22 protein-coding genes are annotated in these 19,510 nt (G+C 59.7%); 9 read left to right on the top strand and 13 right to left on the bottom strand.

The features are described 5' to 3' along the window. Positions 1-2 precede the first annotated feature (2 nt). The 5 genes from hisF to hisB are packed head-to-tail and all read right to left on the bottom strand — an operon-like array spanning position 3 to position 3,607. Positions 3-776, bottom strand: coding sequence for an imidazole glycerol phosphate synthase subunit HisF (gene hisF / locus BN1012_RS15900; RefSeq protein ID WP_043950341.1), 774 nt, complete (start codon positions 774-776; stop codon positions 3-5). Then, complete coding sequence (hisA, locus tag BN1012_RS15895) at positions 773-1,504, bottom strand: 1-(5-phosphoribosyl)-5-[(5-phosphoribosylamino)methylideneamino]imidazole-4-carboxamide isomerase (RefSeq protein ID WP_043950340.1); 732 nt, start codon at positions 1,502-1,504, stop codon at positions 773-775. The genes hisF and hisA overlap by 4 nt, the downstream gene beginning before the upstream one ends. Before the next feature lie 4 nt (positions 1,505-1,508). Beyond that, a complete protein-coding gene (gene hisH, locus BN1012_RS15890; protein WP_043950339.1) occupies positions 1,509-2,174 on the bottom strand; it encodes an imidazole glycerol phosphate synthase subunit HisH in 666 nt (221 codons plus the stop codon). Further along, on the bottom strand, positions 2,171-2,980 hold the full coding sequence (locus BN1012_RS15885) for a hypothetical protein (protein ID WP_043950338.1): 810 nt from the start codon (positions 2,978-2,980) through the stop codon (positions 2,171-2,173). The genes hisH and BN1012_RS15885 overlap by 4 nt, the downstream gene beginning before the upstream one ends. Before the next feature lie 15 nt (positions 2,981-2,995). Beyond that, positions 2,996-3,607, bottom strand: a complete 612-nt coding sequence (gene hisB, locus BN1012_RS15880) for an imidazoleglycerol-phosphate dehydratase HisB (protein WP_043950337.1) — start codon at positions 3,605-3,607, stop codon at positions 2,996-2,998. Positions 3,608-3,773: 166 nt separating this feature from the next. Here hisB and BN1012_RS15875 point away from each other — a divergent pair, with 166 nt between their 5' ends. The 3 genes from BN1012_RS15875 (at position 3,774) to hslU (ending at position 6,523) form a co-directional block, all read left to right on the top strand. After that, the gene (locus BN1012_RS15875) at positions 3,774-4,277 is read left to right on the top strand and encodes a pyridoxamine 5'-phosphate oxidase family protein (protein ID WP_052535507.1); all 504 of its coding nucleotides are present in this window, start codon (positions 3,774-3,776) and stop codon (positions 4,275-4,277) included. A 315-nt stretch (positions 4,278-4,592) separates the two neighbouring features. Then, the gene (gene hslV, locus BN1012_RS15870) at positions 4,593-5,150 is read left to right on the top strand and encodes an ATP-dependent protease subunit HslV (protein WP_043950336.1); all 558 of its coding nucleotides are present in this window, start codon (positions 4,593-4,595) and stop codon (positions 5,148-5,150) included. A gap of 65 nt (positions 5,151-5,215) precedes the next feature. Beyond that, entirely contained in the window at positions 5,216-6,523 is a 1,308-nt protein-coding gene (gene hslU, locus BN1012_RS15865) for an ATP-dependent protease ATPase subunit HslU (protein ID WP_043950335.1), read from the top strand. A gap of 139 nt (positions 6,524-6,662) precedes the next feature. Here hslU and BN1012_RS17175 read toward each other — a convergent pair whose 3' ends face one another. The 3 genes from BN1012_RS17175 to BN1012_RS15850 all read right to left on the bottom strand — a co-directional run bounded on the left by BN1012_RS17175 (position 6,663) and on the right by BN1012_RS15850 (position 9,430). Further along, entirely contained in the window at positions 6,663-7,286 is a 624-nt protein-coding gene (locus BN1012_RS17175) for a Smr/MutS family protein (RefSeq protein WP_052535505.1), read from the bottom strand. A gap of 129 nt (positions 7,287-7,415) precedes the next feature. After that, positions 7,416-8,678, bottom strand: a complete 1,263-nt coding sequence (gene mltA / locus BN1012_RS15855; protein ID WP_043950334.1) for a murein transglycosylase A — start codon at positions 8,676-8,678, stop codon at positions 7,416-7,418. A gap of 26 nt (positions 8,679-8,704) precedes the next feature. Next, entirely contained in the window at positions 8,705-9,430 is a 726-nt protein-coding gene (locus tag BN1012_RS15850; RefSeq protein ID WP_043950333.1) for a Tim44/TimA family putative adaptor protein, read from the bottom strand. 250 nt (positions 9,431-9,680) lie between these two features. Between BN1012_RS15850 and BN1012_RS17170 the strand changes: the two genes are divergently transcribed. After that, complete coding sequence (locus tag BN1012_RS17170; protein ID WP_052535503.1) at positions 9,681-10,262, top strand: FxsA family protein; 582 nt, start codon at positions 9,681-9,683, stop codon at positions 10,260-10,262. Between the two features lie 110 nt (positions 10,263-10,372). Continuing rightward, positions 10,373-10,903: a protein-export chaperone SecB gene (gene secB, locus BN1012_RS15840; RefSeq protein ID WP_043950332.1), complete on the top strand. Its 531-nt coding sequence runs from the start codon at positions 10,373-10,375 to the stop codon at positions 10,901-10,903. 5 nt (positions 10,904-10,908) lie between these two features. Here the strand turns inward: secB and dnaQ are convergent, their stop codons facing one another. The 5 genes from dnaQ to BN1012_RS15815 all read right to left on the bottom strand — a co-directional run bounded on the left by dnaQ (position 10,909) and on the right by BN1012_RS15815 (position 14,687). Next, positions 10,909-11,607 (bottom strand): DNA polymerase III subunit epsilon, encoded by a 699-nt coding sequence (gene dnaQ / locus BN1012_RS15835; RefSeq protein ID WP_043950331.1) that lies wholly within the window; start codon positions 11,605-11,607, stop codon positions 10,909-10,911. A 73-nt stretch (positions 11,608-11,680) separates the two neighbouring features. Continuing rightward, entirely contained in the window at positions 11,681-12,301 is a 621-nt protein-coding gene (coaE, locus tag BN1012_RS15830) for a dephospho-CoA kinase (RefSeq protein ID WP_043950330.1), read from the bottom strand. After that, complete coding sequence (locus BN1012_RS15825; protein WP_043950329.1) at positions 12,301-13,179, bottom strand: shikimate dehydrogenase; 879 nt, start codon at positions 13,177-13,179, stop codon at positions 12,301-12,303. The genes coaE and BN1012_RS15825 overlap by 1 nt, the downstream gene beginning before the upstream one ends. Continuing rightward, positions 13,176-13,802: a Maf family protein gene (locus tag BN1012_RS15820; protein WP_043950328.1), complete on the bottom strand. Its 627-nt coding sequence runs from the start codon at positions 13,800-13,802 to the stop codon at positions 13,176-13,178. The genes BN1012_RS15825 and BN1012_RS15820 overlap by 4 nt, the downstream gene beginning before the upstream one ends. 36 nt (positions 13,803-13,838) lie before the next feature. Next, a complete protein-coding gene (locus tag BN1012_RS15815) occupies positions 13,839-14,687 on the bottom strand; it encodes a pyruvate, water dikinase regulatory protein (protein ID WP_052535501.1) in 849 nt (282 codons plus the stop codon). Positions 14,688-15,202: 515 nt separating this feature from the next. On the opposite strand from BN1012_RS15815, the gene hemE reads away from it, so the two are divergent. The 4 genes from hemE (at position 15,203) to rho (ending at position 19,493) form a co-directional block, all read left to right on the top strand. Next, entirely contained in the window at positions 15,203-16,264 is a 1,062-nt protein-coding gene (gene hemE, locus BN1012_RS15810) for a uroporphyrinogen decarboxylase (RefSeq protein ID WP_275450957.1), read from the top strand. Continuing rightward, positions 16,261-17,283 carry a ferrochelatase gene (gene hemH, locus BN1012_RS15805; protein ID WP_043950325.1) on the top strand — a complete coding sequence of 341 codons (1,023 nt, stop codon included), beginning with the start codon at positions 16,261-16,263 and terminating at the stop codon, positions 17,281-17,283. The genes hemE and hemH overlap by 4 nt, the downstream gene beginning before the upstream one ends. Positions 17,284-17,318: 35 nt before the next feature. Further along, entirely contained in the window at positions 17,319-17,765 is a 447-nt protein-coding gene (gene hemJ / locus BN1012_RS15800; protein WP_081826459.1) for a protoporphyrinogen oxidase HemJ, read from the top strand. Positions 17,766-18,227: 462 nt separating this feature from the next. Beyond that, on the top strand, positions 18,228-19,493 hold the full coding sequence (rho, locus tag BN1012_RS15795) for a transcription termination factor Rho (RefSeq protein ID WP_043950324.1): 1,266 nt from the start codon (positions 18,228-18,230) through the stop codon (positions 19,491-19,493). Positions 19,494-19,510: the final 17 nt, after the last annotated feature.

Below are 19,510 nucleotides of genomic sequence, written 5' to 3'. Positions count from 1 at the left end.
GCTTATGGGCGGACGTCTACGCCACACTGCGCCATATGGGCCTTGGCTTCACTGACGGTGTGATCGCCAAAGTGAAAAATGGAGGCCGCCAGCACGCCAGTGGCATGGCCGTCGCGAACACCTTCGACCAGATGATCCAGATTGCCGACACCGCCCGACGCGATCACCGGCACGCGCACTTTGTCAGCAATGGCGCTGGTCAGGGCGACGTCAAAGCCCGAGCGGGTGCCGTCGCGGTCCATGGAGGTGATAAGCAGTTCCCCTGCCCCCAGATTGACCATTTTCTGCGCGAATTCGACTGCATCAATGCCGGTTTCGGTACGCCCGCCATGAGTGAAGATTTCCCATTTGTCGGGCTCTCCATCCTTTGACACCTGCCGGGCGTCAATGGCCACGACAATGCACTGTGAGCCAAATTTCTCGGCCGCTTCCTTGATGAAGTCAGGATTGGTGACGGCTGCCGTATTGACTGCCACTTTGTCGGCACCGGCGAGCAGCAGCTGGCGCACATCATCCACAGTCCGGACACCGCCACCGACGGTCAGCGGCATGAAGCAGCGTTCTGCGGTTCTGCGCACAACGTCAATCAGCGTGCCGCGTTTTTCGTGGCTGGCGGTGATGTCAAGGAAGCACAGTTCGTCTGCGCCCGCCGCGTCATAAGCGGTTGCCGCCTCCACCGGGTCGCCGGCATCGCGCAGATCGACAAAGTTCACGCCCTTGACGACGCGGCCATCTTTCACGTCCAGGCAAGGAATGACGCGGGCTTTGAGGCTCATGCGGCCTCCTTCAGCAAGGCCAGCGCCTCAGCAGGGTCGAGCCGGCCATCATAGATGGCGCGGCCGGAAATGACGCCGACGATGCCTGGTGCCTTTGCCGCCTTGAGAGCATGCAGGTCGTCCAGATTGGTCACGCCGCCGGAGGCAATGATCGGAATGCCAACCGAGTTGGCAAGGTCAGCCGTGCCGTCAACATTCATGCCCTGCATGGCCCCGTCGCGGGCGATGTCCGTGTAGATGATCGCCGCCACCCCTGCGTCCTCAAACTGTTTGGCGAGATCCAGCGCCTGAATGTCCGACACCTCAGCCCAGCCTTCGACAGCGACAAAGCCATCCTTGGCGTCGATCCCGACGGCAATCTTGCCTGGCCACTTCTTGCAGGCTTCCTTGACGAGGTCCGGGTCGCGCAGGGCTGCAGTGCCCAGGATGACGCGGGCGATACCCTTGTCGAGCCAGGCTTCAATCTGCGCCAGCGACCGGATGCCACCGCCCAGTTGGGCGGGAAGCGACACGGTCTTGAGGATGTCTTCGACTGCGGCCCCATTCACCGGCTTGCCTTCAAAGGCGCCGTTCAAATCCACCAGATGCAGCCATTCAAAGCCCTGGGTCTCAAAGACTTTTGCCTGCTGCGCGGGTGTGTCTGAAAACACCGTGGCGCGGTCCATGTCGCCCTGTACGAGGCGCACACATTGGCCGTCTTTCAAGTCGATGGCGGGAAACAGGATCATGGTGTTAAGGGGTCCATTGCAGGAAGTTGGCGATCAGGCGCAGGCCGACGAGCTGGCTCTTTTCCGGGTGGAACTGAGTGCCAACCATGTTGTTATGTCCCACGGCAGCCGTGATTTCGCCGCCATAGTGGACGCGGGCGAGCACGTGTTCGGGCTGGGTGGGCTTGATGGCGTAGGAGTGCACGAAGTAAGCGTGCTCGCCGTGTTCAAGGCCGTCAAAGACCGGGTGCGGCTGGCCCGCCACATCGACAGGTTCGAGCGCATTCCAGCCCATGTGGGGAATCTTGAGCGTGCGGTCGTTGGGGGTGATTTCGGTGACGTCTCCGGGTATCCAGCCCAGACCTTCATGGGTGCCGTGTTCAAGGCCGCGCGTCGCCATCAGCTGCATGCCGACGCAGATCCCAAAGAAGGGTGCGGCGCGGTTTTCGACTGCGTCCCGCAGCGCCTCGACCATGCCATCAACTGCATACAGACCGCGGCGGCAGTCCGCAAAGGCACCGACGCCGGGCAGCACGATACGGTCTGCCTTAGCCACCAGGTCCGGTGAGCTGGTGACGCAGATGTCCACGTCCACGCCGACTTCCCGGGCGGCACGTTCAAATGACTTTTCTGCGGACCGCAGATTGCCGGATCCGTAATCGATGATGGCAAGGGTAGGTCTGTACGTCATGACAGGCGCTCCCCTGCATCCGCCCGCGCCGCCAGCATCTGACGAAGCGGCATGAGCAACACAGCTGCAAACATCACCGACGCAAAGCTGCGATAGGCAAATACCAGTGTGGAGACCAGGAAACTGTCACTGTCATGGGAAAGGTAGGACACGCCGCAGCCGTAAATTTCCATAAAGTCCAGGAGTATGGCTGCGAGGGACATGTCCACCCAGAACCACAGGAGTGCTGCCGCTTCGGAGGGAGTGGCCGCCAGTGTCTGTGGCACCGGTAGGCCTATAAAATCAATCAAAGTTTGCCGACACGCAGGAAAATCGGTCTGCAGAGAGAACATGAAGAGGTAGTCCGCAGGTGTTTGCGTGATGGTGGCAGCGAGGTAGGACAGGTAAAGCGTGACGAGGACCAGCGCAAAGGGTAGCGACACAATCGATGCTGCGCTGAACAGGTAGGTCAGCCGGTCGATGCGCGCCGTGGCAAACGCCCGTGCAATGGGCAGGGCTATGGGACCAACCGTGGCAATCACGGCAGAAATGACTGCTGGGACAAAGCCCGCCAGTTCACTTGTCAATTCGTCCGCGCCCAGGTCACTCGCCTGACCCACCAGTGCAGGGTCCACCCAGATGACCACGAGCACGAATTGCAGCACGCACGCGACGATGGCGACAAAATACCAGTCGAGATCCCACGCGCCGCCCTGCACCCTCCGAACAGCAGCGCGCCAGATCTGAAATACGGACGTGCAGAAACTGACGCTGAACACCGCCAGAAACAGGAAGACCACTACAATTTCAAAGGTGGCGCTGATCATGGCCGATGCTGCCGGTTAGCTGCCGAGCACGCCCTTGGTGGAGGGAATGGCGTCCGCCTTGCGCGGGTCAATCTCGATGGCCTGACGCAGAGCACGGGCCAGACCCTTGAAGCAACTCTCCACGATGTGGTGGTTGTTCTCGCCATACATGTTTTCGATGTGCAGCGTGATGCCGGCCGCCTGCGCGAACGCCTGGAACCATTCCTTGAACAGCTCGGTGTCCATGTCGCCAAGCTTGGGCTTGGTGAAGTCCACCTTCCAGATCAGGTAGGGCCGCTGGGACACATCAAGGGTCACCCGCGTGCAGGTTTCATCCATAGGGATGATGGCATTGCCGTAGCGGGTAATGCCTTTGAGATCACCCAATGCCTGCAGCACGGCTTCGCCGATGACGATGCCGGAATCTTCCGTCGTGTGGTGGAAATCAATGTGCAGGTCGCCCTCGGCGCGGACCTTTAGATCAATCAGCGAGTGGCGTGAGAGCTGCTCAAGCATGTGGTCGAGGAAACCGATGCCGGTATCCACGTCATACTCTCCAGTGCCATCCAGATTGAGCGACACGAAGACTTCCGTCTCCTTGGTCTTGCGCTCAACTGTGGCGATGCGGCCGTCGCGTTCGCTGTCCATGTCCGTCTGCCTTCAGGGCCCGGCCCGACCCCCAGGATCGGGGCCTCGGGCGGGGCTTCAAAAACTCGTGTGAAGCGCGGTCTAGCAGCTTCGCGCACAAGGTGCCATATGCGGGGTCACATGACAGCTTTTCTCCTACAGAACCCCTAAGACGCCGGACACCCCCATGCCCTCTGAGATCAACGACGCCGTTGCCGAGTTCATTGCCCATCAGAACCATTTCTACATGGCGTCTGCTGATGCCAGGGGCCGCCCCTATGTGCAGCATCGCGGTGGGCCGGAAGGGTTCTTGAAGGTCATGTCGCCGACCACGCTTGGCTTTGCGGACTACGCAGGCAACCGACGCTACATCACGGTTGGGAATCTCGGCGAAAACGAGAATGTGTTCCTGTTCTTCATGGATTATCCCGCCCAGCGGCGGGTCAAAATACGAGGTAAGGCGGGGATTGTAACGGATCCGGACATTATCCGTGCGCTGCGCGACCCCAATTATGATGCCCAAGTGGAGCGGGCGATCGTCATCGAAGTCGAGTACTGGGAAACCAACTGCAATGCCCACATCACCCAGCGGTTTACCCAGGAGGCGGTGGATTCCGCAGTCGCCCCGGTGATGGCCCGCATGGCGCGGCTGGAAGAACGGCTCAAGGAAGCCGGGCTGCCGATTGATTGATTTTTGGAAAGGCCGAAAAGTCACCTCTCTGTCGAGGGGGCCAGTAACCTGGCCCATCTGTGTCCCCGGACTTGATCGGGGGCCTACTCGCTTTTCCACTTGCCGCAGCGTTCGCATGTCATGGCAACACTTTGCCATGTGGCAGTGCGAGTGGGCCCTCCGGTCAAGCCGGAGGGATACGAGTAGTGTGGTGGTCTGGCTCGGTTGGCCCCTACACCAATTTAGGTGATTTCGGGGCATGGCTTGACCCCAAGCGCGCGGCGGGCCACCTCTTGCGGCAGATATCCGCCTCTTCTCAACAGGACCCCTCCCCCCATGGCTTCATCCGACAACTTCCCCAACTGGCATGCCACGACCATTCTGACCGTCCGCAAGGGTGGCAAAGTGGTGATTGCCGGGGATGGTCAGGTCTCCATGGGCGACACCGTGATGAAATCCACCGCCCGCAAGGTCCGGGTTCTGGGTGGCGGCACGGTCATTGGCGGGTTTGCCGGTGCGACGGCGGACGCTTTTACGCTGTTTGAGCGGCTGGAGAGCCGTCTTGAGCAATATCCCGGTCAGCTGGCCCGTGCCTGTGTGGAACTGGCCAAGGACTGGCGAACAGACCGCTATCTGCGCAAGCTCGAAGCAATGATGCTGGTGGCAGACAAGTCCGAAAGCTTCATCCTCACCGGCACCGGTGACGTGCTGGAGCCTGAAAACGGCATTGCCGGCATCGGCTCCGGCGGCAATTACGCGCTTGCCGCTGCCCGTGCACTGGCGGACACCGATCAAGACGCAGAAACCATTGCGCGCAAGGCCATGGGCATTGCGGCGGATATCTGCGTTTACACAAACGGCAATCTGGTTGTCGAAACGCTCGACGAGGCTTAAGCCGCATTCACCGGTTGAGGCTGCCAGACCACCCCACCCTTTCAGACTTCCCAAGGACTAACCCCATGACCGCGCTTTCCCCTCGCCAGATTGTTGCTGAACTCGACCGACATATTGTGGGCCAGAAGGACGCCAAGCGCGCCGTGGCCATTGCGCTGCGCAATCGCTGGCGGCGGCAGCAGCTTGACCCGGCGCTGCGTGACGAAGTGATGCCCAAGAACATCCTCATGATCGGGCCAACGGGTGTCGGCAAGACCGAGATTTCCCGCCGCCTGGCCAAGCTGGCGCAGGCGCCGTTCATCAAGGTGGAAGCGACGAAATTCACGGAAGTTGGCTATGTGGGCCGCGATGTTGAGCAGATTGTCCGCGACCTGGTGGAAGCAGCCATCGGCATGGTGCGCGAGACCAAGCGCGAGGAAGTGAAGGCTTCCGCCCATGCGGCGGCGGAAAACCGGGTGCTTGAAGCGCTGGTGGGTGCCGGTGCCAGCGAAGGGACCCGCGACAGTTTCCGCAAGAAGCTGCGCGACGGGCTGCTGGACGACAAGGAAATTGACCTGGAAGTGCGCGATACCGGCGGCATGCCGATGATGGACATTCCCGGCATGCCCGAAGGCGGCAATGTGGGCATGATCAATCTCAACGACATGCTGGGCAAAGCCTTTGGCGGGCGCACCAAGCCCAAGCGGCTGAAAGTCCGCGACAGCTACGAGGTGCTGATCCAGGATGAAAGTGACAAGTTACTTGACGATGAGCAGGTGACCCGCGAGGCGATCAGCCTGGTCGAGAACAACGGCATCGTGTTTCTGGATGAGATCGACAAGGTATGCGCCAAGTCAGAGCGCCAGGGCGCGGACGTCAGCCGCGAAGGCGTGCAGCGCGATCTGCTGCCGCTGATCGAAGGCACGACCGTGTCAACCAAGCATGGGCCCGTCAAAACCGACCATGTGCTTTTCATCGCGTCGGGCGCGTTTCATGTGTCGAAGCCCTCAGACCTGTTGCCGGAGCTGCAGGGGCGCCTACCGATCCGTGTTGAGATGACCGCACTGACACGCGATGACCTCAAACGCATCCTGACAGAGCCCGAAGCGAGCCTCGTGAAGCAATATGTGGCGCTGATGGGCACCGAAGACGTGTCCTTGGACTTCACGGAAGAGGGCATCGACGCGATTGCGGACATTGCCACCGAGGTGAATGGCAGTGTCGAGAACATTGGCGCGCGACGCCTGCACACGGTTATGGAGCGGGTGCTCGACGAGGTGAGCTTTGAAGCCACGGACGCATCCGGTGCCGTCATCAGTGTCGACCGTGCCTATGTGGAAAGTCGCATTGGCGACCTGGCGAAAGACACCGATCTGCAGAAATTCATCCTTTAGATTTCAGCTGTTTCACTAAGGATTGGTCGCTGGCAGCGAATCCGGCGCTCGCGGCGCATTACGAGTCCGCGAATCTCAATCGAAAACTGGCTTGATTCGGGGCCGGACTGATTTTCGCCGAACGCGAATCTTTTCGGCGTCACCGCTGGCGCCGCAGCCACACATAAAAGGCGCCGCCACCCCCATGACGCGGGTGGGCCGGGCGGACGGCCGCCACGTGGGGACGGAATTCTGCATCCGCCAACCAGCGCGGCAGGCTGTCGCGAAGCACACCGCGGCGCTCCGGTGTTTCTGAAATCACACTGCCATGGAGCGTGTGGCGGGCGAGGGCAGACGCCGACCCTTTTCCGGTCACCACTAGAAGACATCTCACGCCATTGCCGCGATGGCGGGGCAGATCCGCCCGCAATCTTTGGTGAGCCTGAGCCTGGGTGAGGCCGTGCAGGTCGATCTTGGCATCCGGATCTATGCGCCCGCGCCGCAGCTTGCGCTGCAATCCACCGTCGAGGGTGCCGGCATCGTGGGGATCTGGCAGTTTTGCGTGCTTTTTTGGCTGCATCTGCGGCACAAAATTGGGCTGCGCTGCGGGCGAGCTGGCTGCCTTTTTTTGTTTCGAACCCGGAATGCGTTGTTTGGGCTTTTCCATTTTCAGCAGCTCGGACATGTCCGGGCGGCTGGACAGCGGCGTCACAGCCTGGGTGACCTTCTGCCAAAGCTGTTGTTCGGTGGTGTCCAGGCCTCTGGGTGGGCGTCGTTTCGCCATATCAGCGGCCAGCCCGCGCGGACTGTGAAACCCACGTCTCGCGGCCACATTCGCAGCCAACTTCGCGACAGGCGAATCTTTGCCCTGCAAGCCATTCCGGCAGCGGGCGAATCTTTGAGTCTTTTGGGTTTACCATGTGATTTTCCGGGCACGCTCGGCCACCGCGTGGGGCAACAGCATGGTAAGGCTGCCCCGGTCCTGCATCTGACCAGCGATGTCACCGGCCTGCTCCCCGACACCGGCGAAGTAGTCGGCCCGAACGGGACCTCGAATAGCCCCACCTGTGTCCTGCGCCATCATCAACCGGCGAATTGGGCCGTCTGGACTGGCGGCTGAGGCGCTCGGCAGTTCAAACCAGAAGGGCAAACCCAGCGCATGGTGCTTTCGGTCGACCGCGATGCTGCGATGGGGGGTCAGCAGCGCCGACTGGGCACCGGGGGGTCCAAGCTCAGGGTGTTCGACCACCAACTCGGTGAAGAAGACGAACGATGCATTCAGGTTCATCACCTCCTGGGCCTCGTCGGGGTTGTTCTCGAGCCAGGTGCGGATCGCGGCCATGGACATCTCCTCGCGGGGGATGTGACCGCGGTCAATCAAGGGCCTACCGATAGCGGTGTAGGGGTGTCCATTCTGGCCGGCGTAGGACAGGCGTATGACCTGACCGGCATCCGGGCCATCCTGCAGGACGACCCGCCCCGAGCCCTGGATCTCGAGAAAGAAGGCATCAATGGCGGAGGGTAGCCAGATGAGTTCCAGGCCCTCCTCGTCCAGGGCGCCCTCTACGATCTGTGTGCGGTCCGCAAAAGGCCTCAAACGGCCGTTTTCCACGTGGCCTGCGATGCGCTGACCGCGCAGGCTATCGCGAAAATCTCCCAGTTCTACCATCACCAGATTGTCCGGGCGGGCCAGAACCGACGCCGGGTAGGCCTCGCTCTTTGTGCGGGAGCCTTTCATTTCGGGCTCGTAATAACCCGTCATGAGGCCCGTATTCTCGCTACCGTTCCGGACATGGAATGGAATAAAGGCGTTTTCGAAGAAGGTTTTGGCGTCCTGATCGGCGGTCTTTTCCGCCAGATCACAGACCGGATGCAGGTCTCCGGCGGTCATTCCGAGCTGCGGGTCGCCGCGCAGCGCCCGATCAGCGGGCACGCGCTTTAGGATTTTGCAGGATTGGCGCATTGCAGCCAGCGCCTGAGCGTGGTCGTCCGCCTCCCAACCGTCCAGTTGTCCGAAGTCTGTCTCGGACAGGACCATTGTTGCGGCCTCAGGCGGGGTAGGCCCTTCTTCAGTCATGAGCCATACGAGTCCGACAAGTAGGGCCATACCGGCCAGAACGGCGATGGCGATCGCCGCCCGGACACTGGTGGAGCGACCTGCAATGGGCGTGGGCATGGCCGTCTCCCCGCGTTGATGTCGGCCTAATTGCCACCTGTGGCGACGACCTTCCAGTTGGGGTCGCGGGCCTTGGTGTCGCGTTCGAAGGTCCAGACGTCGACGACCTGGCGCACCGCTTCGGGGCTGCCTTCCACGATGTCGCCATTGGCGGCACGCAGAGCCGAAATGATTTCGCTGGCAAACCGCACGGTCACCCGGGCGCGGCCATTGTCGAGTTCGGCCTCGGTGATGTCAGCGGATGATAGACCCACATAGCTCTGCTCGAGTTTGCGGCCTTCCACTTCGCGGTCTTCGATGGCGGCTTCAAAGTCGCGATAGACGTCATCGTCCAGAAGCTGGCGCAGCGTGTCACGGTCCGCCGCTGAAAACGCATTGACGATCATTTCGTGAGCCTTGCCGGCCCCGTCCAGGAACCCTTCCGGGGTGAAGTTGCTGTCGGCCAGCTCGATCTGCGCCAGACCGTTGGCCAGGGCCGAGCCTTCCGGCGCATAGGCCGGGCGCGGCGCTGTTTCGATCTGTGCGTCGCGTGTCGGCTCGTGGCCGGGCAGGGGAATGACATTGTCGTCATTGTCCAGGGTGTCAGCTGAATTGTCTTCGCCCTGTTTGCGGCGCTCGAACGGTCCTGATGCGTAGGGATCATGCGGCGGGCGTTCATTGCCCGTGCGCTTGCCCAATGCAGCGCGCAGCCGGAAGAACACAACCACCGCAATGGCGAGAAACAGAAGATTGATCAGGGTATCGGCGGTCATGTGCGGTTTGCGGCTTCCATGGATTGGGGCAGACTTTTGAACGAATTGGGCGCTGCCAGACGCCTGACAGCATAGCTTTTGCGGCTTGCTCTGGTCCAGCGACCCGGGCATGCCTACTTAGATATAGGTGTAGATCAAGGTAGGGTAGCAGAAGTCAGGCGCCAGCCCGATATTTTGTCGGATGTCTTTGATGCCCCAATCCGCTGCGATGCCCCAGACCGCCGCCTAAACCCACAAACCTGGTGAGTGAATGTTCTTCTATCTGTTGCTGGCTTTTATCGGCATCCCGCTTATTGAAATCGCCCTGTTCATTGAAGTGGGCGGTGCGATCGGTACGCCCGCGACCATTGCGGTGGTAATCGGCACGGCCTTTCTGGGCGCCTGGATGCTGCGGCGGCAGGGTGTTTCCACCGCGCAAACCGCACAAGCCAAGCTTCAGCGCGGAGAGATGCCCGTTGAACAGGCCTTTGACGGGATGTTTCTGGTATTTGCCGGCGGGCTGCTCCTCACCCCGGGTTTTTTGACAGATGCCATCGGCTTTTCCCTATTCATCCCGCAGATCCGGACCGCCCTGCGCAGCCGCATTGTGGAACGTGCCAAGCGAAGCGGGTCCTTTCATATGTCCGGCAGCATGTCCGGTTCGGGCATGCACTACGCAGATGAAGCCGATATGTGGACGGAACAGCGCCCGCCAGCCAATGACGCCTCAAGCCCCGCGACGGGTAAGACGTCCGGCGCTTCGTCGCCGAAAACGATCGACGGATCTGTCATTGAATCCGATACGCCCGACGGCACACCCGGTGCCAAGGACAGCCCCTGGCGGGACAAGTAGTCGTACTCGCGTGAGTTGCCGCTTGCTTGCGATGGGGCGGGGACCATGTTAGCCACCGCCTTCGATATCTCAGCTCACCCTGATCACTCTCTTTTCAAGGCCAACAACACATGTCCGATACATCCGCTGCTGACACAAATGGTGCTGCGAATGGTGCAGGCGACGGGGCACAGCCCCAGGCGCCGCAGATCCGCGTTCTTGGCCAGTACATCAAGGATTTGTCCTTCGAGAACCCAAACGCGCCGGGCGGCTTCAGCAACCAGTCACCACAGATCAACGTTGCTGTTGATGTGCGCGTGCCGGGCCAGAAAGACAGCGACTATGAAGTTGAGCTGCGGCTGACGGCGGACGCCAAGGTTGACGGCAATCAGGTGTTCCTCGTGGAGCTCGTCTATGGCGCGGTGTTCCGGCTGGAAAACATTCCCGAGCAGGGCCTGCAGCCGGTGTTGCTGATTGAATGCCCGCGCATTCTGTTCCCGTTTGCCCGTCGGGTGATTGCGGACATGACACGCGACGGTGGCTTCCCGCCGCTGATGATCGACCCGATCGATTTTGCAGCGCTTTACCGTCAGCGGCTTGAGCAGGCGCAGGCTGAAAAGCAGGCAGCCGAAGAGTCCGGCGCGCCGGCCGCCGACGCCTAAGCCAACTAGTTAGACGCTTCTTTCAGCCACACCGCTTTGTCGCCAAATTCGGCGACGAAGGCGCGATGTGCTGTCCGCTCGTCATCTGTGATCAGTGAGGGCAGGGGCGTAGGCCGTGCACGGCGTGGTGTCACCGGCCCGCCATTTCGAGCCGCTTCTGCCGCCTTTTTCTCTTCGAGCACCAGGCCCGGTTCGCGTCCGCCGATGAGCTCGAGATAAACCTCGGCCAGCAGTTCCGCATCCAACAGCGCGCCATGTTTTTCGCGGGATGAATTGTCCACATTGAACCGGCGGCACAGAGCATCAAGCGATGCCTGGGCACCAGGGAACCGTTTGCGGGCGATCGCCAGTGTGTCGATGGATTGTCCGTCGGGCAGGGTCGGCTTGTTGGCCGCTTTGAGTTCCGCATTGATGAACGTCATATCGAAGTTGGCGTTGTGCGCGACCAACGGCGCGTCACCGACAAACTCCAGAAAGTCATCCGCCACATGTTCAAAGAGCGGTTTGTCCGACAGAAACTGTTCGGACAGTCCGTGCACTTCAAAGGCCCCTTCGGGCATGTCGCGCTGGGGATTGATATAGGTGTGATAGACGTTGCCGGTCGGCACATGGTTGACCAGCTCCACACAGCCGATTTCCACCAGCCGGTGACCTTCAGACGGTTTAAAGCCGGTGGTTTCCGTATCGAATACGATTTCGCGCATATGCGTGACGCTCCGCTGTGTCAGCGGTCCCAATCAAAATGTGGCATGCGTTCCCCAACGCATCGGGTCGGCCTTAACCCAGACGCTCCTTGAGCACTGTGGCTTCCCAGGACTTCAAATCCTCGGTGATTCGCTGCACCTGTTCAAATGCATGGTCGAGGCCCTTGTCAGTCTCCACAACAAAATCAGCCTTCGCCCGCTTGTCCGCATCCGGCACCTGCTTGGCGAGGATCTGTTCGAATTTTTCAACGGTCATGCCCGGACGCTCGAGAACGCGGGCGCGCTGCACATCTGCCGGGGCGGACACAACAACAACCGCATCGACGCGGGCTTCACCGCCAGTTTCGTAGAGCAGCGGAATGTCGAGTACGGCCATGGGCGCGTTGGCGTCACTGGCGTCCTTCAAAAACTGAAGCTGCGTTGCCCCGACAAGCGGGTGCACAATGCTTTCGAGTTTTTTCAGCTCGTCCTTGTTGTTCAATACCAGCTTGGACAGCTTCACCCGGTCCACCGCGTCATCAACAATGGCGTCTGGAAATTCAGCGCGCAGAGGTTCAACGGCAGCGCCACCTTTTTCGTAGATCGCGTGCACGGCGGCGTCGGCGTCATAGACAGGGATGCCGAGCTTCGCGAACATCTTCGCAGTTTCGGATTTGCCCATGCCGATGGAACCGGTGAGACCTACAAGCAGCATCAGTTGTTTTCCTTGTTCTTGAGGTCAGCCTCAATGAGCACGCGTGCTGCAGCTACATCTTCTGCGTCAACCTCAACGCCAAACCATTTTGCAAAGCCGGGCGCCGCCTGCCACAGCAACATGCCCAGACCATCAACCACCGCTAGCCCTCGGGCGCGGGCTTGAGCGAGCAGCCGTGTTTCAAGCGGCACATAGACAATGTCATAGACCACCGCGTTGTCGGGCAATGGGGCGAGGTCTATTTCAAGGGGCGACTGGCCTTCCATGCCAAGCGTGGTCGTGTTGACCAGAAGGTCAGCCCCTTCAAGAGCCGCCGGCAACTGGTCCCAGCCATAAACGGTCGCCTTGGCTTCAATGTCCGCCACCATGCTGGCTGCACGGGCAACGGTGCGATTGACGAGGCGCACTTTCATGCGGCCTTCGGTTTCCAGCACATCCACGATGGCGCGTGCGGCGCCGCCGGCACCGAGCACAACAGCAGTCTTGCCATTAAATCCGGGTACGGATTGTTTTAGATGTGTCCAGAATCCAGCGCCGTCCGTGTTGGTACCACGAATGTCTCCCGTGTCCGGGTCGCGGTAAATCGTGTTCACGGCCTGCAGGCGTTCCGCCGGGGCATCCACAAAAGGCTGAAGCGCCTCAAAGGCTGCTTCCTTGTGTGGGACGGTGACGTTGGCCCCCCGAAAACCAAGAGTGGGCAGATAACGAAGTGTATCCGGCAACTCTTCGGGCTTTACGGCAAGCTTAGTATATTCGCCTTCGACGCCATGACGTTTGAGCCATGTGTTGTGAATTGTAGGCGAGCGCGAATGCTCCACCGGCCATCCAATGACGCAGACTTTTCGCGGGCCGGTTTCTGGAACGTCGGTGTCACTCATTCCGGTAGCGCTCCAAGACGGCGCAGCTCAGCCATCAAGGGCAGCAGCGGCAGACCCAGAATCGAGAAGTAATCACTGTCGATGCTTTCAAACAATTGCGCACCGATGCTTTCAAGCTGATAGGCGCCGACGCTTTTCAGGATCGCATCGCCTGCTGTCTCCAGATAGTGATCGAGAAACGCCTCAGAGAAATTGCGCATGGTGAGGTGAGATGGCTGGTAGTAGTCCCAGATGGTTTCGCCACCTTTCGCCAAGGCGACACCGCCGTGGAGGAGGTGTGGCTTGCCACGAAACTCCCATAGGCGGCTGCGGGCTTCTGCCATATCGCGCGGTTTGTCGTAGCAGGTCTTGCCAAGGGTCATGACCTGGTCAGCCCCGATCACTAGCGCATCGGGGTGGGCCTTTGACACAATCTCGGCTTTGGCCTTTGCAAGGGCTGTTGCGATGTCCGGACCGGCACCATGTTCGCCATTTGCGACCGGGCTGTTTTCAAGCTCCGTTTTCAGAATGCTTTCGTCTATGTCGGCGGGCACAACTTTAAACGGGATGTGGGCACCGCGCATGAGGTTGGCGCGCACGGCTGACCCGGATGCCAGAATGATGGTGGGAGGTGTTGAAGACATTCGGTACTCACAAATCAGGCGGCCTAATCCGTTGTTCTAGTCAGACGGGGCCAGGCGTTCGGTATGAAGATTGAGAATGGCGGCGGCCGTTTCTTCGATGGAGCGGCGGCTCACGTCGATGATGGGCCAACCGTGGCGAGCATAGAGCCTGCGCGCGGCAGTCACTTCGCTGCGGATCAGGTCAAGATCAACATAGTCCGTCTGCGAATCTTCCTTGAGAGACAAAAGGCGCTGGCGGCGGATCTGCATCAGCCGTTCTGGCGAGGCGACCAGGCCGACAACCAGGGGAGACTCCAGCGCTTCGATCTGAGGCGGAACGGGGACTTCGGGCACCAGCGGGTAATTCGCGGCCTTGATGCCCCGGTTTGCCAGATACATGCATGTTGGTGTTTTCGATGTGCGGCTAACGCCCACCAATACAATGTCGGCTTCTTCCAGGGTATCCAGGTTCTGTCCGTCGTCATGGGCCATGGTGTAGTTCAGCGCTTCGATGCGGCTGAAATATTCAGCATCCAATGTGTGCTGGGACCCGGGCTTTTCCGTGCGCTCGGTTCCCAAATAGGCACCCAGTACCTGCATCACTGGATCAAGTACGGCAATGCACGGGATCTGCAGCTCGCGGCAACGGGTTTCCAGTTCCCGCCGCAGCTTGTCGTTGACCATGGTGAACATGACGATGCCGGGCGAGGACTCAATCTGGCGCAGGACCCGATCCAGCTGGCGCGGCCCACGGACCAGCGCGTAGATGTGCTCCACCGGGTGCACCATCTCAAACTGGGCAACCGCGGCTTTCGCCACAGCATTCAGTGTCTCGCCTGTTGAATCAGACACGAGATGCAGATGAAAGAACGACTTGCTGTCACTGGGTGCAGTGGGTGCGGTCACGCGGATGAGCCTTTGGAGGACGAAAGACAGTCGTGGTTACCGCTCTAAAGCTTGGCTGGCAATGGCTTGGCACGGTTTGCGGCAGCCATCACTTGGCGGTCTGCAGGCTCATGCAGGCCAGATTGGGCTCCGGGATAAGCCATGTGTGATGTCCTGCTTATGTGGATAGATTCGGCTTTCAGCCGGGGGCCTGTGAATCACAAGGGTTAATGAAGTGTTAACGGCAATTCCATGAGTCTGTGGATGGACAAGGGTGGTGTTTGGTCTGAACACGGGGATTGCGGGGGTAAGTGTGGATGCCTGCGTCACTTGATCCTGTTTTCCCCATAATCCTTTCGCCTACTGTCACTGTGATTGGTGCATTTGCCCACAGGTCTTTTCTGCAAGGCCTATGGGTCAGCATGCGAACCGGTTTATATCTCGGGGTGACTTAGGGACAGCGCCACAATCCCCGCTTTCCCTGCCCCCTACTATCCTCATCTATTTAAGTAAGAATCATAGTTTGGAAGAGTGACGTGCCGAGCGACCTAAAGACTTCTCAAGCGTCTCGACCAGACGGCAGGCTTCTAAAGGCAATCAAGGGAGAGGTGATGTCACCTCCTCCCGTATGGCTCATGCGCCAGGCCGGGCGGTATCTTCCCGAGTATCGTGAAACGCGGGAGAAGGCGGGCGGCTTTCTTGATCTTTGCTTTGACCCGAAGCTTGCCAGTGAAGTGACCCTTCAGCCGATCCGGCGCTATGGCTTTGATGCGTCGATCCTGTTTGCGGACATTCTGCTCATTCCCCAGGCGCTGGGACAAAAGCTCTGGTTTGAAACCGGCGAAGGTCCACGGCTTGAGCCGCTCGAAGATGGCAAAGCGGTTGCAGCCCTCGATGTGGATGGGGCAGCCGATGCCCTGTCTTCCATCTATGAGACGGTGTCCATCCTGCGGTCATCGCTGCCGGGTGAAACAGATCTTATCGGCTTTGCCGGATCGCCCTGGACGGTTGCGACCTACATGATTGCCGGGCGGGGTACGCCAGATCAGGCGCCTGCGCGGCTGTTTGCCTATCAGCAGCGCGACGCGTTTGAAGCGCTAATGGATGTGCTGGTGGAATCCACCGCGCAGTATCTGCTGCGTCAGGTGCAGGCAGGTGCTGACATCCTGCAGCTGTTCGATACGTGGTCCGGCGTGCTGCCGGAGGATGAGTTCGCCCGCTGGTCCATTGCGCCGACAAAGGCGCTGGTTGAGCGTCTCAGAGCGCTTGGGGTGACAGTACCCATCATTGGCTTCCCTAAAGGGGCAGGCCCCCTGTTGCCGCGTTATGTGGCTGAGACCGCGGTTGATGCGGTGGGTCTTGATCCATCGGTGCCGCTGTCATGGGCTGTCGCTGAGCTGGCGGACAAAACGGTCTGCCAGGGCAATCTTGATCCGCTGCTGCTGGTGGCCGGCGGCGACAAGATGCTGAAGGCGGTGGATACGATCATCGAAGCGTTTGATGGCAAGCCTTTCGTGTTCAATCTGGGCCACGGCATTGTGCCGCAGACGCCGCCGGAGCATGTGGGTCAGGTGGTGGAAAGGGTGCGCAACCGATGAAACGCGCTGTTGTTCTCTTCAATCTGGGCGGACCGGACCAGCTTTCCTCGGTGCAGCCGTTCCTGTTCAACCTGTTCAGCGACAAGGCGATCATCGGTCTGCCGCAGCCATTGCGGTGGCTCGTCGCAAAACTGATTTCCACGCGCCGGGCGCCGGTTGCCCAGGAAATCTATGGGCATATCGGCGGAAAATCGCCGCTTTTAGAGCTGACTCAGGCCCAGGCAACTGCGCTGGAAACGGCCCTGAACGCTGAAAATCCCGTGGATGACTTCAAGGTCGTGATCGCCATGCGCTACTGGCATCCGTTTGCGGCGGAAGCCATCGGCGAATTGAAGGCGTTTGGGCCCGACGAAGTGACGTTGCTGCCGCTCTATCCGCAATTCTCCACAACGACCACCGGGTCGTCGGTCCTCGACTGGGAAAAGCAGGCGCGGGAACACGATTTTGCAGTGCACACGAAAACTGTGTGTTGTTACCCGACGGACCGCATATATGTCGCGGCGCACGCAGATTTGCTCCGCTCCTATGTCTCCGAGCCCAATACCCGGGTTTTGTTCTCCGCGCATGGCCTGCCGAAGAAGGTCGTCGACGGTGGCGACCCCTATCAATGGCAGGTCGAGCAGACGGTGGCGGCGACAGTCTCGGCCCTGGGGCAATCAGACCTTGACTACGTCACCTGCTACCAAAGCCGGGTTGGTCCGCTGGAGTGGATCGGGCCGTCGACCGATGATGAGATTGAGCGGGCAGGCCAGGAGGGCAAGTCACTTGTCGTTGTGCCGATCGCGTTTGTCTCTGAGCATTCCGAGACCCTGGTCGAGCTTGATATCGAATATGCCGAGCTGGCAGAAAAAGCAGGTGTTGTGTCCTACAAGCGGGTACCTGCGCTGGGCACAAACCCGCATTATGTCGAGGCGCTGAAAGCCGCCGTGCTGGGGGCCGGGGACGGTGTGGCGCCTGCGGGTGGCAGACGGATATGTCCTGGCACCTGCGGCAAATGTCCGGCAAAAGCAGCCGCGTAAGAGCTGAATAGAACCAGAAATCAGGGAGAAAACCGGTGGCGGATTATTATCTGTGGATCAAGGCGCTCCACGTCATTTCGGTGATCTTCTGGATGGCCGGCATGTATATGCTGCCGCGACTTTTCATCTATCACTATCCATCCGCTGTTGGCTCCGAGATGTCAGAGACCATGAAGCTGGCGGAGCGGCGGCTGATGCGGATCATCATCAACCCGGCGATGATTGCCACCTGGCTATTTGGCATCCTGCTTGTCTTCACGCTGTATCCGGGCCTTGAGGGGTTTGGCCAGGCCGGGTGGCTGCACGCCAAGCTGACACTTGTTGTGGGTCTGAGCGCCCTGCACGGCATGCTGTCTGCCTGGCGCAAGAAGTTCGAGCGTGACGAGCGGCCAAAAAGCGAGAAGTTTTTCCGGATGATCAATGAGATCGGGCCGGTGGCGACGATTTTCATCGTCATTCTGGTGATCGTGAAGCCGTTCTAGGTTGTTTGCACGGTCGGGGAAAATCGCGGCCATCTTTATGGCTTTGCGCTTGGCTGCGGATTCCGGTAAGCTTGTCGGGTCGATAGAGATATTGTCCCCAACGTCATCCGGACGTTTGCCGGTGTCACCCTATTTGGCCTCCCGGCAAATCTGACTACTTCCGACCGTTAGACAAATTCGCTTTCACCCTTTTCTGGTTGCTGGTGTTGGGGTTCTTCCCAATGTCGTGTCCAGAGACTGCCCCGCCTCCTCACAAATCCATACCGAAGCTGATGTCATGACCGCGCCACAAGCGGTCAGTTTTAAAAACAAAGACGTTGCCGGATCGCCGTTCCTAGCGGCCATTAGGATTTTTCCCATTCAGGGCGCGGCTTGCCGGACGGCAGGTCGTTGCCCATCCCCGTTTTGCCTCCTGCGCCAAAGTGGTCATGGGGCACCCTTTAAAGTTTCAAAGAAGACCCGATGGATCCTGTAAAACTCGCCGACCTCAAAGCCAAAAGCCCAACTGAGCTGCTCTCCACTGCGGAAGAGTATGAAGTGGAAAACGCCAGTGCCCTGCGCAAGCAGGAGCTGATGTTCTCCATCCTCAAGAACATGGCCGAAAAGGACGTCGACATTATCGGCGAAGGTGTTCTGGAAGTGCTGCAGGACGGCTTCGGCTTTCTGCGCTCACCGGACGCCAACTATCTGCCAGGCCCTGATGACATCTATGTCTCGCCGTCGCAGATCCGCCGCTTCTCCCTTCGCACCGGTGACACGGTGGAAGGTGATATCCGTAGCCCGAAAGATGGCGAGCGCTACTTTGCGCTGCTCAAGGTCAACACCATCAACTTCGAAGACCCGGACGCGGCCAAGCACAAGGTCCACTTCGACAATCTGACGCCGCTTTATCCTGATGAGCGCCTGAAGATGGAAGTCGAAGACCCGACCATCAAAGACAAGTCGTCGCGCGTCATCGATATCGTGTCGCCGCTGGGCAAGGGCCAGCGTGCGCTGATCGTGGCGCCACCGCGGACCGGTAAAACGGTGCTTCTGCAGAACATTGCGCACTCGATCGCGGCCAATCATCCCGAATGCTATCTGATCGTGCTGCTGATTGATGAGCGTCCTGAAGAAGTGACGGACATGCAGCGCTCGGTGAAGGGTGAAGTTGTGTCGTCAACCTTTGATGAGCCTGCCCAGCGTCACGTGCAGGTGGCGGAGATGGTCATCGAGAAGGCCAAGCGCCTGGTGGAACATGGTCGCGACGTCGTGATCCTGCTCGACTCGATCACCCGCCTTGGCCGCGCTTACAACACGGTTGTGCCGTCCTCAGGCAAGGTGCTGACCGGTGGTGTGGATGCCAATGCGTTGCAGCGGCCCAAGCGCTTCTTTGGTGCGGCCCGTAACATTGAAGAAGGTGGTTCACTGACCATCATTTCAACGGCACTGATCGATACCGGCAGCCGTATGGATGAAGTGATCTTTGAGGAATTCAAAGGCACCGGTAACTCGGAAATCGTGCTCGACCGTAAGGTCGCCGACAAGCGGACCTTCCCGTCCATGGACATTCTCAAGTCCGGTACGCGTAAGGAAGAACTGCTGGTCGACAAGAAGGTGCTGCAGAAGATGTATGTGCTGCGCCGTATCCTCAACCCGATGGGCACGACGGACGCGATCGAGTTCCTGCTCGACAAGCTCAAGCAGACCAAATCGAACGACGAGTTCTTCGATTCAATGAACACGTAACCTTCTTGCCGTACTCT

The sequence above is a fragment of the Candidatus Phaeomarinobacter ectocarpi genome (assembly GCF_000689395.1).
Taxonomy (GTDB): domain Bacteria; phylum Pseudomonadota; class Alphaproteobacteria; order CGMCC-115125; family CGMCC-115125; genus Pyruvatibacter; species Pyruvatibacter ectocarpi.
Note: the sequence above shows the minus strand (reverse complement) of the source record. Positions and strands in the feature narration are given on the sequence as shown.